Origin of the sequence: Rossellomorea marisflavi (assembly GCF_009806575.1) — a bacterium.
Lineage (GTDB): Bacteria > Bacillota > Bacilli > Bacillales > Bacillaceae_B > Rossellomorea > Rossellomorea marisflavi_A.
In genome coordinates, this window is sequence record NZ_CP047095.1 from 186,317 (window position 1) to 201,836 (window position 15,520).

At 49.9% G+C, this 15,520-nt stretch carries 14 protein-coding genes; 10 read left to right on the plus strand and 4 right to left on the minus strand.

Going from position 1 to position 15,520, the window contains the following annotated elements:
• Positions 1–54: 54 nt before the first annotated feature.
• Both D5E69_RS01085 and D5E69_RS01090 read right to left on the minus strand, forming a co-directional pair.
• Positions 55–699 carry a hypothetical protein gene (locus D5E69_RS01085; protein ID WP_048007320.1) on the minus strand — a complete coding sequence of 215 codons (645 nt, stop codon included), beginning with the start codon at positions 697–699 and terminating at the stop codon, positions 55–57.
• Between the two features lie 148 nt (positions 700–847).
• Positions 848–1,792 carry a polysaccharide deacetylase family protein gene (locus D5E69_RS01090; RefSeq protein WP_159129090.1) on the minus strand — a complete coding sequence of 315 codons (945 nt, stop codon included), beginning with the start codon at positions 1,790–1,792 and terminating at the stop codon, positions 848–850.
• Positions 1,793–2,004: 212 nt separating this feature from the next.
• Here D5E69_RS01090 and D5E69_RS01095 point away from each other — a divergent pair, with 212 nt between their 5' ends.
• Genes D5E69_RS01095 through D5E69_RS01105 form a run of 3 tightly spaced genes read left to right on the plus strand, consistent with a single transcriptional unit; the run spans position 2,005 to position 5,329 of the window.
• Complete coding sequence (locus tag D5E69_RS01095) at positions 2,005–3,237, plus strand: FG-GAP repeat domain-containing protein (protein ID WP_159129091.1); 1,233 nt, start codon at positions 2,005–2,007, stop codon at positions 3,235–3,237.
• 18 nt (positions 3,238–3,255) lie between these two features.
• Positions 3,256–3,945, plus strand: a complete 690-nt coding sequence (locus D5E69_RS01100) for a response regulator transcription factor (protein ID WP_048014237.1) — start codon at positions 3,256–3,258, stop codon at positions 3,943–3,945.
• Positions 3,935–5,329, plus strand: coding sequence for a sensor histidine kinase (locus D5E69_RS01105; RefSeq protein WP_048014236.1), 1,395 nt, complete (start codon positions 3,935–3,937; stop codon positions 5,327–5,329). The genes D5E69_RS01100 and D5E69_RS01105 overlap by 11 nt, the downstream gene beginning before the upstream one ends.
• Positions 5,330–5,374: 45 nt before the next feature.
• On the opposite strand, the gene D5E69_RS01110 is transcribed toward D5E69_RS01105, so the two are convergent.
• Positions 5,375–6,634, minus strand: a complete 1,260-nt coding sequence (locus D5E69_RS01110) for an MFS transporter (RefSeq protein WP_159129092.1) — start codon at positions 6,632–6,634, stop codon at positions 5,375–5,377.
• Positions 6,635–7,277: 643 nt separating this feature from the next.
• Between D5E69_RS01110 and D5E69_RS01115 the strand changes: the two genes are divergently transcribed.
• The 4 genes from D5E69_RS01115 (at position 7,278) to D5E69_RS01130 (ending at position 12,704) form a co-directional block, all read left to right on the plus strand.
• Entirely contained in the window at positions 7,278–8,855 is a 1,578-nt protein-coding gene (locus D5E69_RS01115) for a hypothetical protein (RefSeq protein ID WP_048015192.1), read from the plus strand.
• Positions 8,852–9,280, plus strand: a complete 429-nt coding sequence (locus tag D5E69_RS01120) for a VOC family protein (RefSeq protein WP_148796159.1) — start codon at positions 8,852–8,854, stop codon at positions 9,278–9,280. Before D5E69_RS01115 ends, D5E69_RS01120 begins: the two co-directional genes overlap by 4 nt.
• Positions 9,264–10,376 carry a serine hydrolase domain-containing protein gene (locus D5E69_RS01125; protein WP_159129093.1) on the plus strand — a complete coding sequence of 371 codons (1,113 nt, stop codon included), beginning with the start codon at positions 9,264–9,266 and terminating at the stop codon, positions 10,374–10,376. The genes D5E69_RS01120 and D5E69_RS01125 overlap by 17 nt, the downstream gene beginning before the upstream one ends.
• A gap of 159 nt (positions 10,377–10,535) precedes the next feature.
• Entirely contained in the window at positions 10,536–12,704 is a 2,169-nt protein-coding gene (locus D5E69_RS01130) for a right-handed parallel beta-helix repeat-containing protein (RefSeq protein WP_159129094.1), read from the plus strand.
• A gap of 38 nt (positions 12,705–12,742) precedes the next feature.
• Here D5E69_RS01130 and D5E69_RS01135 read toward each other — a convergent pair whose 3' ends face one another.
• Positions 12,743–13,102, minus strand: a complete 360-nt coding sequence (locus D5E69_RS01135; RefSeq protein WP_048007311.1) for a winged helix-turn-helix transcriptional regulator — start codon at positions 13,100–13,102, stop codon at positions 12,743–12,745.
• 229 nt (positions 13,103–13,331) lie between these two features.
• On the opposite strand from D5E69_RS01135, the gene D5E69_RS01140 reads away from it, so the two are divergent.
• The 3 genes from D5E69_RS01140 to D5E69_RS01145 all read left to right on the plus strand — a co-directional run bounded on the left by D5E69_RS01140 (position 13,332) and on the right by D5E69_RS01145 (position 15,358).
• Complete coding sequence (locus tag D5E69_RS01140) at positions 13,332–14,534, plus strand: MFS transporter (RefSeq protein WP_048007310.1); 1,203 nt, start codon at positions 13,332–13,334, stop codon at positions 14,532–14,534.
• Positions 14,535–14,643: 109 nt separating this feature from the next.
• Positions 14,644–14,772, plus strand: a complete 129-nt coding sequence (locus D5E69_RS23770; RefSeq protein WP_262370547.1) for a hypothetical protein — start codon at positions 14,644–14,646, stop codon at positions 14,770–14,772.
• Positions 14,773–14,899: 127 nt separating this feature from the next.
• A complete protein-coding gene (locus tag D5E69_RS01145; protein ID WP_048007309.1) occupies positions 14,900–15,358 on the plus strand; it encodes a DinB family protein in 459 nt (152 codons plus the stop codon).
• Positions 15,359–15,520 lie beyond the last annotated feature (162 nt).

Here is a 15,520-nt window from a genome sequence, read left to right on the forward strand (position 1 = left end):
TCCTCGGCTACTTTCTTTTGAATAGACGTAGAATTCAAATCGAACCATGCCTCTTTAAAATCTCCGTTCCGAGTCCCCGTCCGTCGCCTTGATCCGAAGGAAGCCGGAGGATGCTCCGTTGAATTCACCTTTAAGATCGGGGCGATCGATTTCATCCTCGATCAGGACGGTGTGGCTGCCTTTCCCCTCCACGGTCACGGGATAGCTGCCTTTGAGGAATTCCTCGGGTGGGAATTGCTTGTCGTATGTGGAGTCGAGGAGCTCGAGGTTGAATGAGACGTCATTCCGGCTATGATTCTTCAATTCTATATCGCACGTAGCATAAATATGTCCGTCCCCATCTGATTCAAATGTACACTCGCTCCTGTCGTCATAGGAAAGGGCGTAGATGCCGCTGGCCAATGTATGTTGATAGAGCCAGATGGCCATGGTGGGAGCCGCTGCATAGGCGAACATGGTCAGGAGGACAAGGCGGATCCGGTATTTCTTCAATCCACGTACGAGAAAGACGATGGCGCTGATATAAAGGAAGCTGCCGATGATGCCGAGAATGACGAATCCGTCGCTGTCGGTGATCGGGAAGGACATAAATACTGTTCTGGCTTCACTCAGTTTGTGTTCAGGGAATGGGAAGTACAGCACCATGCAGATGAGGAAGATAGCCATGGCTGTTAGAACCGATGCCTTATTTTTAATCATGGAACCCCTCCTTCAATAACATAATATGTATTTATTTCCATTTTAACGCATGGACGAATACAAGAAAAGACTCAAGTCGGGACTTAAGTCTTTGGATCGTAAAAAGTCTTTGGGCGTTTCATGGGGACTGCGCGACCCTCTATTCCCTTTACCCCTTGAACGTCACAGGCTCCATCTCCTGATCGAGGGCCTTCATTTCATAGCCCTGTTCGGTCAGCTGTTGAAGGAGTTGGTCAAGGGAAGCGAGGGTCGTCTTTTTGTCGTGCATGAGGATGACCCTCGGTGTTTCGTGATATTGATAGTCTTCGAGTTGTTTCATCACGTTAGGGACGTAGGCGGGGCTCAGGAAGCGCCAGTCTTCGCTGTCGATATCCCAGTCCCACAGTCGGAAGCCGGCATCGTTCACGGCCTGTCGGTAGGCAGGTGTCATATTCGGCACAGAACCGTATGGGACGCGGATGAGATCGCTGGTTACACCGGTGAGTTCTTGAAGTGTCGCCTGCCCTTGTTTCATTTCCCCTACCACGCTGTCCTTGGATTGATAGATTTTCTTCACATCATGGCTGACGCCGTGCATCCCGACGGAATGACCGGCAGCAACCATATCCTGAATGGCAGTGCTATATGTCTTCATATTCGGTTCAAGCATGAAGAAGGTGGCTTTGGCATCGTAACGATCGAGCACCTCAAGGATGCCTTCGGTATTTTCATTCGGACCGTCATCGAATGTCAGATAGACGATCTTTTTCCCTGTCGCTTGTTCTTCTTGATTAGCGTCTGGTTCCGGTGCATCGGCATCAGGTGCTGGTTCGACAGGCTCCGTGGCTTCTTGACGATCATTCTGTGCCTGCTGGTCCGTGTCGTCCTTCGGTTCAGGATCAGCAGGCTGTTCTTTTTCGGTATCCTTGGTCTTTTCCGGTTTTTCCTGTTTGTTGATCTTGGCCGCTTCGCCACCTAAGGGGGATTCCGATTGGTTGAAGGCAATCCATTTGTCTCCGACCCCAGAGCTCTTGGCCACCACGATATCTTTGATCAATATACTGGATAATAGGATAAGTACGAGGGTCAGTGCGCTCAAGATGACCCGTTTCACGTTTAATCTCCTGTTGTATTTTCGTTCCTGCTGTTGCATTCCCCTCACCTTTCTTCTCGCTGTTTGTCTCTATTTCCCATGGTAAAACATTCTTGATGGAAAAGGGTTACTAATCGGTTACAAACATCCGTCGAACGCTGTAACTTTTTTGTTACTTTTGTCGAGAAGGTTTACACTATACTGATGGAAGCTATAAGTAGGAAGTGAATAGAATGAAGCGATTGATGATACAAGTGGTCCTTATACTATTGATATGCAGCGGATGCTCATTATTTCAATCGAATTCGTCGTTGATGAAGCCCCCTGAGCTCCCCGTCCAGCAGCAGGAGCTAAAGCAGGCGATCGGTCAGTATGTGCCGGCCCAGGCAGAGTGGCTCTCCCCTCTTGAAGGTGGCGACACAAACCGGATCATCGAACGGGATCTTGACGGGGACGGTGAGAAGGAGTTGATCGTCTTTTACCGGATGCCGGATAAAACGTCTCAGATGGAAGGGATCATCCTTGAGAATCGCAAGGGGAAATGGGAGAAGAAAATCCATTTCAGCGATCTTGGCAGGGAGCTGCAGAAGGTGGAGTTCGCGGATCTTGACGGAGATGGGGAGGATGAGGTCCTGATCGGGTTTTCCTATTCCAATGAGTCATCGGATAAAGCCCTCCTCGTCTTCAATGTGAGCGGAAAGAAGCCGGAGAAGCTGTTTGAATCTCAATACAGCGCCTTTTTTGCCGACGATTATGACGAAGATGGAACGGGTGAGCTGATGCTTGCGTCCCTTGTCCCGAACCAGGAACATAACGTCACCCTCTACTCGTTCCAGGACAAAATGGAAAAGGTCGATGAGCTCAAGCTGGACCCTTATGTATACCCTTATTATCATACGGTGGCGGGAAACGTCACTCCATCCGTAAAGGGAGCTGTCCTGGATTCCAGTGTGGGGGCGCACTCCTCCACCTCTTTCATCGTGGGGGTGAAAGACGGTAAGCTGAAGGAAGTGAAACCGAAGGGATTGACGGAAGAAGATCTCTTCAGGGCAACAGCGGCGAATAGTATCGATACGAATGATGACGGGATCATCGAAATCCCTGTGCTTGTCGAAGGAAGCGCAGACAAGCCGTATGTGGATATGCCGTTCATCAGTGAGTACTACCAGCTGAAGGATGACGGCGAAGCCCTCTTCATCGAAAGCACATATGAAAATGTGAACTATCAATATACATGGAAGCTCCCCGATTCGTGGCCGGATGTTGAAATCGACACGAGCGGAGACCGCCGGTACGTCAAATTCATCTCCAAGGAAGATGGCAGTGTCCTGTACGATATCTATGCCGTCGAGAAGGATAAGGCTATCCCCGATGAAGGGTGGAATAAATTGAGTGAAAGCAATCAATTCATCTACCTGACCAAGTATTCGCCAGAGCGGTACCCGGAAAACTTCCAAGCGAACTAAGAAAAGTAGGTGTGGTGTATGAAACGGATCATGATCATTGAAGATGAAGAATCGATCAGAGGATTCATCAAAGTCAATCTCAAACGATATGGATATGAGGTGCTCGAAGCAGGAAGTGCAGAAGAAGGAATCGAACTTCTGAAGGCACAGGGTGCGGATATCCTTCTCCTGGATGTCATGCTCCCTGGGATGGACGGGTTTGAAGCGTGCGGGGAAATCCGCAAGTGGAATCCGGCTGTCGGCATCATCATGCTGACGGCCAAGGTCCAGGAGATGGATAAAGTCCACGGGCTGATGAACGGGGCCGATGATTATGTGTCGAAGCCCTTCAGTCCGAACGAACTGATTGCGAGGATTGAATCTCTGTTCAGGAGACTCCGGCCAGCTCCAGTGCCGAAACCCGTGCCCGACTGGTTCCTTGATGAGAAGAAGCGGCTCTTCTATGTCAAGGGGAAGGAGATTGACCTTTCTCCCGTTGAATATGAGCTGGTCACCGGTATCATTAGGAAAAATGGACAGGCGGTGAGCCGGAACGATCTTCTGGACAAGGTGTGGGGTGTGAACTACATGGGCGACCCGAAGATCGTGGACGTGAACATCCGCAGGATCCGCCAGAAGATCGAGGAGAACCCGTCCAATCCACGCTTCCTCCTGACCGTTTGGGGCTTCGGATACAGATGGAATGAGGGCCGGGAACATGGGGATTAAAAAAAGGCTGCTGATCCAGAACCTGAGCATCATCACGCTGACGATCCTCCTCTTCCTCGGGATCCTCATATCTGGAATCTATCATTATTACTACAGCGGGACGGCAGAGATCCTGAAGAATCACGCTGAAAATTCAGCCCAGTTCTCAAAGAGGTACATGGATCTTTCCCCGTATACGATCAGGGATCAGGTGCAGGATATCCAGACGAATTTTTCCCTGCCCCAGGCCGAAACACAGGTGATCAGTACGGACGGGAAGATGCTGTCTTCCTCCGAAGGGTTCATCAGTCATGAAAAGCTCGACTTCCCTGATATTCAGGATGCCTTCAGGAAAGGGGAAGGGACGTGGATGGGGACGAACCCTGAGACGGACGAGCATGTGCTGGCCGTCTCGATCCCCCTGGAGTCTGATGGGAAAACGGTGGCCCTCCTGCGTTTCGTTTCATCCCTGGAACCGCTGGACGATAACTTCAAGACGATCCTCGCCACCTTGATCGGCATCGGACTCAGCATCCTCCTCATGGTGTTCGTGATCAGTACCTTCTTCTCGCGCATGATCACCGACCCCGTCGTGGAGCTGACGAACGCTTCGCAGAAGCTTGCAAAAGGAGACCTTGAAGCAAGAATGACGGGTACGTATAAAGATGAGTTCCGTACATTGAGCCAATCCTTCAATGATATGGGGCAGGAGTTGCTGAAGACGGAGAAGCTGAAGAATGAATTCATCTCCTCTGTCTCACATGAGCTCAGGACCCCCCTCACCTCGATTAAAGGATGGGGTGAAACCCTGCTGACAGGGGATATGAAAGATGAAGAAGAGATGAAGACGGGGCTCAACATCATCACAAATGAAACGGACCGCTTGATAGCCATGGTGGAGGAACTGCTGGACTTTTCACGTTATGCAAAGGGTACCTTTGAGATCTCACCGCACCCTTTCCCGTTTCATCGTCTGGTTCAGGAAGTGGTCCTTCAGCTCGATAAGAAGCGGCTGGCGAGGGAGATGGACATCGTATTGGAGAATGGCGAGCCGGTCAATCTGGAAGCAGATGAACACAGGGTCCGGCAGGTCATCTTGAATCTCCTTGATAATGCGATCAAATATTCAGCCCCGGGTTCGACAATCTCAATCCGCTATCGCCGTGATCAAAGCAACCTTGTGTTCGAGGTGGAGGATGAAGGTGTCGGGATCGAGAAGAAACATCTCCAACAGGTGCTGACCCTATTCTATAAAGAAAATGAAAAATCGGAGGGAGTCGGTCTTGGTCTTGCCATCAGCAAGCAGATCATCGAACTTCATGGTGGACAGCTTTATGTAAGAAGTGAGAAAAATGTCGGGACGGTTGCCGGATTCACCCTCCCCTTGAATGATAAAACACAGTAAAACCCAGAGCCTGTATGGTTCTGGGTTTTGCTCGGTAAATGACTTCTACCGGCTTGATTCAGATGGGGGCACATCGAGGGCACTGACATCCGTGAATCGTAAAATGGGGTGAATGGCCACAACAAGGCCAAGAGTCATGGTCAGTACGCCACTGAACAGAATCGTCTGCGTAATACCAACCAGCTCAGCCAGGAGTCCCCCTGCATAGACCCCGATCGGGAAGCCGATCCCTGCAATCAATCCATACACTCCGAATACCCGGCCCCTCATCGCATTGGGTACAAGCTGTTGACGGAGGGTCGGTGACACAATATTGAAAGGCGCATAAACGATGCCGCCCAAAAACATAAGGGCGTAGATGATCAAGATGTGTGTGTGAAAACTTAAGCTTGTCGGTACGAGTCCCCATAATAAGATGACCAGTCCGAGTGAATAGGAATACGGGAATTTCCTTCTCAGTCTGACCCATAGGATCGCCCCGGCAAAGGACCCTACCGCAAAAAATGACCACATTGTTCCTAACGTGCCCGGCCCTGCTTTGACGATCTCATCGACGAAGACAGGAAGCATCGGTTCTAAAGGGGCATAGGTGAAATTAAAGAGTAACGTGATCAAGGCAATGACGATGAGGATCTTATAAGAGAGGATATAGGTGAACCCTTCCTTGGTTTCCCTTAGGAAATGACGCCATTTCCATCTCGCTCCCGTCTGAGAACTTGTTTGACTGCTGTGATAGGCTTCAGGCGGAATCATAAGATACAATAGGGCTGCCATCAAAAAACAGATGACATTAAGCAATAAAGTCATCGGGGCCCCTACCAGAGCGGTACTGAATCCTCCCAGCGCCGGTCCGATCAATGACCCGATTTGGCCGGTCATCGTAAAAACCGCGTTCCCTGTTTCCAAATCCTCCTTATGAAGAAATTCAGGAAGGATAGATGCGGTGCCTATGGTCGTGAAGGATGAGAGACATCCCTCCACAAAAACCACCACGATGATCATCCAGATGGAAAGGACATCGAGCCAATAGAGAAGAGGGATAAGAGCTAAACATCCGCCTCTCACGACATTTTCCCACATCATAACGGTCCTCCGGTCGAAATGATCTAACATTCCCCCTACCAGGATGCTCGATAATAATGGAGAGACTGTAGCCGCCGATATCACCATTCCGACGGCAACGGTTGAACCGGTTACTTGATAAACAAACCACCCCAATGCAATCCACGATAATTTCCTGCCGATATTCAGAACCGTCGAAGCGATAAGAAAGTTCCTGAAGTACGCATTTCTAAGTAATGTCACATATCCCCTCACTGAACCCCGCCTTTTCTGTTTGTTAGGTTCATTATCCACCAACAACTGGGAATTGCTGCTCCTGCAAAGGGTTGAATCCATTTCATCCTTTAGATGGAACTTCAGTTTTAACAATCTATCTCACTTGATTCCAACAATCATTCTTGAAAACAACCTAAACGCCGTGCGAGCTGGTTCTCTGATTGTATTTCTCCACACGCTGTGGATGGATCGGTAGCCAGTAAAGCGAAGAAAAGTACTATCCACTGGTTACTCACAGTTTATCCACAGATAATGTGGACAATAATCTTTTCGTAGGAGTTATTAACAGTCATTGGTACCAAAACCTCCAAAATATTCGAAAATAAATTGAGTTTTCAACAGGTTGTCCACATATTCTGAATAATGTGATAGCCCTATTGCTTCAGGACAATGACAATCTGATTGGAGCCGGTCCGCTTGATGACACGGTAGCCCTGTTCAGAAGCAGCCTTTCCATCTATCACTCTTTGCTTCGTAACTACTACTCTATGTTTCGAGGGGGAATGTGTCCGGGCAATAAAAAAGAGATGGAGAAAAATGAAAAAAAAGAAAATAAAAGGAGTGCAAATCCGTTATAATGGACCTATAAAATAGGACGGAGGAACAAACCATGGGGAAATTAGAATCGAAAGTAAAAGATGCCCTTTCCGAGATCAAGAGTGCGGATCCCGATGTACGCCATGATGGATTGATGAAGCTGAAGGACATTACGGTGGAAAACAAAGGCGGAGAGTGTGACATCTCCCTTCTGAAGGACATGATAAAGCTCGCTGCCGGTCCCTTTGAGCGTACAGGGGAAGAATGGGATGATCCGAGCTTGGTCCTCCTTGAATTCGTGGTTGATTATATGGAAGAAAGGGTGGCACGCGACCTGACCCGTCACATAGCTGAATTCAGTGAGATGGGGAAGCAGTGTGTCCTTTATCATACGAGTATGCACGAACATGATGGTGCTGTGCGAGCCCTGATCGAAATGTACGAGATCCTGATTCCTCTTAATCAGGCATGGTTTCCCCATGCGGTCTTAGAACAAAACGGGGTCGTATCCAAAGCGTTGATCAATCATTTCTATACCCGTTTGGACGATAAAGCCTGCAGGCGAGATCTCTACAGAATACTGGCCAATCTCCACGAGGAAAAAGTATTCTATCAATTCAAGCCTGAGGTCATCAAGCCCCTCATCCATCGTCATTGGGAAGAAGCGAAGGCAGCCTATCTCCAGTATGATCGTGATTATAAAACCAAGCACGTCCATTGTTCGTGGAAAGACTCATACCTCCATATACGGGAGGAGCTGGAGAATTTCCTGAAGCTGATGGATGTGTATTGGGGTGAGGAATGGCTGCCGTATCTGGAGGAGGCAAAGGGGTGGAATGACCCCATTGTCAAGACGATTGCCGTCACGGTATCCCTCAAGCGGGGCATCCCCGTTGATCAGGAAGAGGTCTACTGGTGCGCCACCCATGTCGAGTCAGCGGAATTATTCCACTGGAGGCTCATCATCGATCGGATCGAACATCACAACCCGGTCAAGGATTCCCGTCAATCCGATGTGGCCCGGACCCACTTATTCTACTATCTGTTATTTGACCGTGAAGAGAGCCTCTACGCGGAGGAAATCACGATTTTGGATCAGATCGATACATTCACCGCTTACGAAGAGCCGGTCCGATACTACTTAGCGTCTTACCGCGACCTCTCAGGCCACGTGTACCCCGCGTGGGTTGGTGCGTTCAGCCTGGAAGAAGGACAGGATTCCCTCTTTAAATGGGATGATTCCACCATCCTTGAGGAGCCGTTGGAAAGCAGGAATGTGGAAGGCTGGAAAACGGCGTTCATGCAGGAGCGGAAGGAACGGATGGAGAAGGAAGCATCTGAAATCCATTATGAGGCGAAGACGAAGGAAGGAGCCGTCTTGATCAAAGGGAACTCCCTCATCGTCCACTCAAGGGAAGTGGACCGATCTATCTTCTTGAAGGACATCCAGACCTTGACGATCGAATGGAAGAAGGGCGGTTTATTCGGCCTGAAAAAGATCCCGATGGTGGCGGTATACGAGAAGGGCGGGGGAATGTTCATGACCTATCCGGAATCGGAGATCGACTATGAGAAATTCGCAGGGGCTGTCCATGAGCAAACCGAGAGCCTGGAAGAACCGCCATTCATCGAATTCTTGGAGGTGGGCTGATGGTCGGCCTGGTCCATCACATCGAACTGAACGTATCAGACTTAGATAAATCCACAGAATTCTGGGGATGGTTCTTAGGAGAACTCGGCTATGAACCTTATCAGGAATGGGCAAAGGGTAAAAGCTATCGCCTCGGTGAAACGTACATCGTATTCGTCCAGACGGAGGAGCGCTTCCTGGACGTCCCGTACCATCGGTCACGCGCCGGACTGAACCACTTGGCGTTCCACGGAAAATCCAGGAAGCATGTGGATGATCTGACAGCAACACTTGAGGAGAAAGGGGTACCCGTCCTGTACCGTGATCGGCACCCATATGCAGGAGGAGAAGGGTATTACGCTGTATTCTTCGAGGATCCTGATCGGATCAAGGTGGAGCTTGTGGCTCCGGGTAAAGGAGACGACACAGATGAATCAACACGTTAAAGCCAACTTGACACAGATGATTTCCAAGCAGCTTGAATCATCTGATATCGTGGGTGCGAGTGTGGCCATCGTGGAAGGGAGCGAGGTAGTGTATGCTGAAGGTTTCGGGTTCGCAGACCGAGACAGGGATCAACCAATGGATGCCGATACACTCATGAGCATCCAAAGCATCTCGAAAAACTTCATGGCGACCTCGATCATGCAGCTCGTGGAAGCAGGATCCATCGAACTGGATGATCCCGTAGTAAAGCATCTTCCGTATTTCAGGACAAAGGACCGGGCTGCGAGCGATCAAATCACCGTCCGCCACATCCTTTCGCACACGGCAGGTTTCCCGGAAGCGGGCATCGCCAATATGGTCGCACCGAATGTGAGGGAGATCTTCTCGGATACCCCGACGGAATTTCAGGAAGCGCTGGATCATTACGGACTGTCAGAAGAAGAGATTTCCGCAATTGAGACCCGTGAAGACATCACAAGGTGGTTCGAAAAGGTCGAACTCATTGGCTCCCCAGGCTCACAGTGGGCTTACTGTACGGACGCCTATGTCATACTCGCCGATCTCTTTGAAAAGGTGACAGGGATGGTATGGGAGTCCCATCTGAATTCCCATGTCTTCCGTCCACTTGGATTGGTAAGAACCACAAGCCACGGAGCTGAGGAAGCAGAAAATAGCGCTCGTTACTACATGGGAGAGGAAAGAACCGAAACGCCTTTCCCTAAAAACGAACTCGCGGCACCAATCGGTTATCTGTACTCGACTGCCAATGAGCTGGGATGCTACCTGGCCGCGCATCTTAACGGTGGAACAACGTTGTTAACGAATGACTCCGTCAAGATCATGCAAAAGCCCCACCATCTGGTCAGTGAAGAATGGCGATTCGGCAGTGAAGTCAGAAGCTATGGTCTCGCGTGGTTTACGGACAATTATAAGGATATGCCGATCATTGAGCACGGAGGCGGGCAGATGGGTGTTCGGTCCCTCATGACGATGGTGCCAGCCCTTCAACTCGGCATCGTTATCCTTATGAATACGGAGGGAACGGTACACTATGATCTCTGCGAAGGGATCATGGATTTTTATATGAATGAATAGAGAAGTGCAGCGGGAAACAGGTTCTCGCTGCTTTTTTAGTGGATCCTCCCCTAATAAAATCAGTCCAAACATCTTATTGACTCTAAAACTGTAAGCGCTTACTATAAAATGACAACGTTGTTATATGCAGACGGTAAAACATTCAAAGGAGTGGATGGAGTGAAAAAGGTTGGGAAAGGGATCTTGTTGTTCTTGGTTTCCGTTTTGGTGATGGGGGTGGCACTACCCATATCGGCGGTGGCGGACGATGTTCCGGAGTGGCAGTCGATCACATTCGGTCAATCAACCGATCTGAATTTTTCTGCAAATGTACTGCCGGATAAAGTCGGGCTGAATACAGCAGAGCCTGAACATCCGGGTACGATCGATGGGAAAATTCATTTGGAGAGCAGGGGAGGGAAACTGGCTCCAGGGCATGATGGGTTGACCTTTTATTACACCACCTTGAATCCGAATGCCGATAATTTTGTTTTGGAGGCCGACTTGACTTTCCATCAGCTTGGCCCGGAGACAGGGGCAAAGCAGAGCGGCCAAGAGGGAGCTGGCATCATGGTGAGGGACGTGAATGGAGCGGCCAGGCAGGACCCGATGATGGAAGGGTTTGAAGAAGTGACCGCTGCATCCAATATGTTTGCCGTCGGTTTGATGAGGGACGGGATGAGCGCCCTCTCACGGACGGGCGTAGAAGAACCGTGGGGAAGTACAGGGAGTAAGTGGGTGAATAAAGTCCTTCCGGGAGCCCCTGCAGTACCAATGAATACACCGGTCCGCGTGAAGCTTGAGCGGACGGATACAAGCTTTGTCATGTCTGCCACCTTCACCCATCTGTCGGGATCTCCTACGTTCAAACAGGAGTTAAAAGGAGCAGACCTTGTTCAGGTGATGGATCCCGACGGTATGCAAGTGGGATTCTATGCTTCACGGAATGCCTCCATGACCGTGGAGAATGCAAGCTTATCGGTGAGTGAGGCGAATACGGTGCCGACACCGGAGGAGCCTGTCCTTCAGCCGGAGCCATCCCTGACGATCCTTTCTCCGAAAGAGTCGGGCTCAAAGAAGTATTCGTTGAAAGTGACGTCGAACACACAAGGGAACATCTCCGTTTGGCAGGATGGCAAGCAGATTGTGAAGAATAAAAAGGTGAAAGCTCAACAAGTATTCGATGAAAAAGCAAAGCTGAAAAATGAAAAGACATCGTTCCGTGTCGAATGGAAGACGAATGATGGAGTGGTCCTGACCGAGGAATGGACCGTCACGATGAAGATGTTCAAGGGTGGGAAAGGCCTGTTCGTTTCACCGGATGGGAAAGCGACTGCTTCCGGTAAAAAGAACGATCCCCTGGACCTCGATACCGCCATCAAATACGTACAGCCGGGAGAGACGATTTACCTTCTGGAAGGGGTATATACAGAGCCCGTGACCATCGGCCGGACATACAGCGGGGAAAAGAAAAAAATGAAAACCCTGGCTCCGTATAAGGGTGCCAATGTTCTATTCGACGGGAAGAATGAGAAAGGAAATCTTCTTAATTTGAATGCCGACTATTGGGTGATCACGGGCTTTGAGCTGACGAAGTCGACCGGAAACGGTATGAGGGTGAATGGAAGTCATAACAAGATCGATCATATGACGTTCAGCTACAATCAGAATACCGGGTTCCAAATCTCGGGAAGTGGATCGGATCCCGAACTGTGGCCGAAACACAATCTTATCTCGAACAGTGAATCCCATGATAATCGTGATTCGTCTGATATCAATGCCGACGGCTTTGCGGCCAAGCTTGGTGTAGGGGAAGGGAATGTATTCAAGAATAATATTTCCCACCATAATATCGACGACGGCTGGGATCTATACAACCGTACCAATGAAGGTGCCAACAAGCCGGTTACCCTTGACGGGAACATTTCATATTCCAATGGGAAGCTCAGTAGTGGTTACAATGAAGGCGGTACCTCGGGCAGTGGATTCAAGGTAGGCGGGGAAGGCCTCCCGGTCGCTCATATCGTTAAGAACAACCTGGCATTCGATAACAATATGGATGGGTTCACAGACAACTTCAATCCAGGCAAAATCATTGTTCACAAAAATATCGCCATCGATAATAAGCGCTACAACTTCATCTTCCGGATCAACCCGTATTTCAAACCGGAAGAGCAGGGGATTTTCACAAAAAATATCTCCATCAAAACCGATCCCGACCGCCTGAAGGGGGACTTTGTGTCAGGTGTCGTGGATGACAGCAACTACTTCTTTGACGGAGAAAGAACGGTAAACAGCAAAGGGGACGAAAAGGACCCGAAGCCTTATCTGAAAAAATTGCGCCCATAAAAAAGACGTCCATGCCTGGCATGGACGTCCTTTTTAATTTATTCTTCAGCGCCGGAAAGGACCATCACGTCCTCACCTTCCGATACCGCCTTCTCGATATGCTGTTCACCCCACGAGCACAGCATCTGAAGGGCAGGAGCAAGGGATGTCCCGTAGTCGGTCAGCTTGTACTCGACCTTCGGCGGTACCTGATTGTACACGATCCGCTCGAGGACCCCGTCGGATTCGAGCTCACGAAGCTGCTGGGTGAGCATCTTCTGGGTGATGTTCGGCATCCTCTTTTTCAGTTCGCTCGTGCGGAGGGTGCCGTGATCGATGAGGTGGCAGAGGATGACTACCTTCCATTTGCCTCCGATGACTTCAAGTGCTGCTTCGACCGGTATATTGAATGTCTTCATTTCCCGTCACTCCTTTATGGGATCTTTTTGACATGTACATGCCTGTATGATGTGTAGAATAGTATCATTCTATACCCGATCGGCACACGAAGCAAGTAGCGGCGCATGGGTACCTCCAGGTGTCTACCGTACTTTAAAGTGCGTACTTCCTTTTTGGTTGCATACTCCTTAAACTAACGATTACCGGCAAATCACCGGTGAATTGAAATTGTTAAGGAGGAAAATCATTATGAGTTCTCATTCTACTTCTATAGATCAAAACGCCTCCAAGTCCAAAGGAGGCACCCCGGCGCTACTTGCCCTTGCCATCAGTGCGTTCGGAATCGGGACGACAGAATTCGTCCCTGTCGGTTTGCTGTCATCGATTGCAGATGACCTGTCGATCTCCATCACCCTTGCAGGTCTGCTGATTTCCGGATATGCCTTGGGAGTCGCCATCGGAGCGCCCGTCCTGACGGCCCTCACCAGCAGGATGAGCAGGAAGAGCCTGCTCATGTCCCTGATGCTTCTCTTCATTGTAGGGAATTCAGTCGCTGCCCTGTCCACGAGCTTTGGACTTCTGCTTGTGGCACGGTTCATCACGGCCTTCTCCCACGGGATTTTCTTCTCGATTGGGTCCACGATCGCAGCAGACCTTGTTCCGGCACATAAGCGTGCCAGTGCCATCGCCTTCATGTTCACGGGTCTGACTGTTGCCACGGTCACCGGGGTACCACTTGGAACCTTCATCGGACAGGCCTTCGGTTGGAGAGCAACGTTCTGGGGAGTAGCCGCACTTGGTGTCATCGGAATCGTAGCAAGCTCGATCCTTGTGCCGAAGAATCTTAAAGAAGCACCACCTGCCAAGTTCAGTGATCAATTGAAGATCCTGACCAACGGTAAGCTCATGCTGGCATTTGCCATCACGGCCCTTGGATACGGTGGAACATTCGTTGCATTCACCTACCTGACTCCGTTACTGGAAGATGTGACAGGATTCAGCGCTAAATGGGTCAGCATCATCCTTCTAGTCTACGGAATTGCTGTCGCCATCGGGAACGTTGTCGGCGGGAAAGCATCGGATAAAAATCCGCTCAAGGCTTTATTCTGGATGTTTGTCCTTCAGGCCATCATCCTCCTCGCCCTGACGTTTGCTGCACCATTCAAAGTGGTTGGTCTGATTGCCATCTTCCTTATGGGTCTATTTGCTTTCATGAACGTACCGGGCCTTCAGGTACTCGTCGTCAACTTGGCAGAGAAATATGTGCCTACTGCCGTCAACGTGGCATCTGCACTTAATATCGCCGCATTCAACGTAGGGATCGCCATCGGCTCCTTCGTCGGCGGACTCATCGTCGACAGCATCGGCCTCATCCACACACCTTGGATCGGTGCCGTCATGGTAGCAGGCGCCGTCGCTCTCACAGCGTGGCTCCGAAAAATCGAAAAGTGACACATGGGGACGGTTCCGATGCACCATTTGGATGCATTGGAACCGTCCCTTTCCCTTTTGTATCAGGTGGTATATAATGGATAAAACGCAAACCTGGAGGGACAGTCAAATGAATAGTTGGCTTTGGTTGATCATTGCTGCTGGTGGACTTGTCGTGGTATTGATGGTCGTCGTTTCGTTGGTGATTGGCAAATTCTCTCCCAGTGAACAAAAAGGCGTGGACGATGAAGAGGGTTGACGCTGCCGTCCACAGATGATCCGCATCATCCATGGGGTGGTGTTTTTTTGTGTGGAAAAGCAGAGGAAAAAGGGAGGAAAGGGCGAAGTGATTAATGGTGATACGTTCCTAAAGGAGGGAATCGAAATTGATTGATCGTCATGAAGTCTTGTTCACCCAACTAAGCGCCTATCGACGTGAGGTCCTGCATGCGGCGGCCTCTGTGACTCCAGAAGAAGCAGAGGTGATTCCACCGCCTTTCCGTAACAATATCCGCTGGAACCTCGGGCATATCTACCTCGATCAGTATCAGTGGATCGAGGCGTTGACGAAGGAAAAGCAGGAGGTGCCTGAAACGTATCCTGCCTGGTTCGGCTACGGAACCTCTCCGCAGAATTTCACTCAGGAAACGCCATCCCTCGAGGAGTTGTTCACCCTGCTGAAGGAGCAGCCCGGGATGATTAGGGAACGATGGGGTCACCGGATGGAAGAAGCGTTTCCTCAGACCGAAATGGGAATGAGGACGGTGGAGCAGGTTCTCATTCGCACGGTTTTCCATGAAGGGATGCACCTTCAGACGATCTTGGATATCAAAAAGGCTTTTTGAGGGATTGGAGATCGATTTCAAGAAAAGATGTCTATTTCCAATCTCCCGAAGGACATGGGTTCATATTGATTTAACAATTCCGGTTGAGATCCCCGCCTTATGGCTGAAAGAAGTTCATTCCATCGGTTGATGGTCCGTTCCTTTGCAGCATTTATAATTAGC

Excerpts from the sequence above, each read along its gene's own strand:
- D5E69_RS01085 (WP_048007320.1), bottom strand. The coding sequence starts at position 699 with ATGATTAAAAATAAGGCATCGGTTCTAACAGCCATGGCTATCTTCCTC.
- D5E69_RS01095 (WP_159129091.1), top strand. The coding sequence starts at position 2,005 with ATGAAGCGATTGATGATACAAGTGGTCCTTATACTATTGATATGCAGC.
- D5E69_RS01100 (WP_048014237.1), top strand. The coding sequence starts at position 3,256 with ATGAAACGGATCATGATCATTGAAGATGAAGAATCGATCAGAGGATTC.
- D5E69_RS01105 (WP_048014236.1), top strand. The coding sequence starts at position 3,935 with ATGGGGATTAAAAAAAGGCTGCTGATCCAGAACCTGAGCATCATCACG.
- D5E69_RS01115 (WP_048015192.1), top strand. The coding sequence starts at position 7,278 with ATGGGGAAATTAGAATCGAAAGTAAAAGATGCCCTTTCCGAGATCAAG.
- D5E69_RS01125 (WP_159129093.1), top strand. The coding sequence starts at position 9,264 with ATGAATCAACACGTTAAAGCCAACTTGACACAGATGATTTCCAAGCAG.
- D5E69_RS01135 (WP_048007311.1), bottom strand. The coding sequence starts at position 13,102 with ATGAAGACATTCAATATACCGGTCGAAGCAGCACTTGAAGTCATCGGA.
- D5E69_RS01140 (WP_048007310.1), top strand. The coding sequence starts at position 13,332 with ATGAGTTCTCATTCTACTTCTATAGATCAAAACGCCTCCAAGTCCAAA.
- D5E69_RS23770 (WP_262370547.1), top strand. The coding sequence starts at position 14,644 with ATGAATAGTTGGCTTTGGTTGATCATTGCTGCTGGTGGACTTGTCGTG.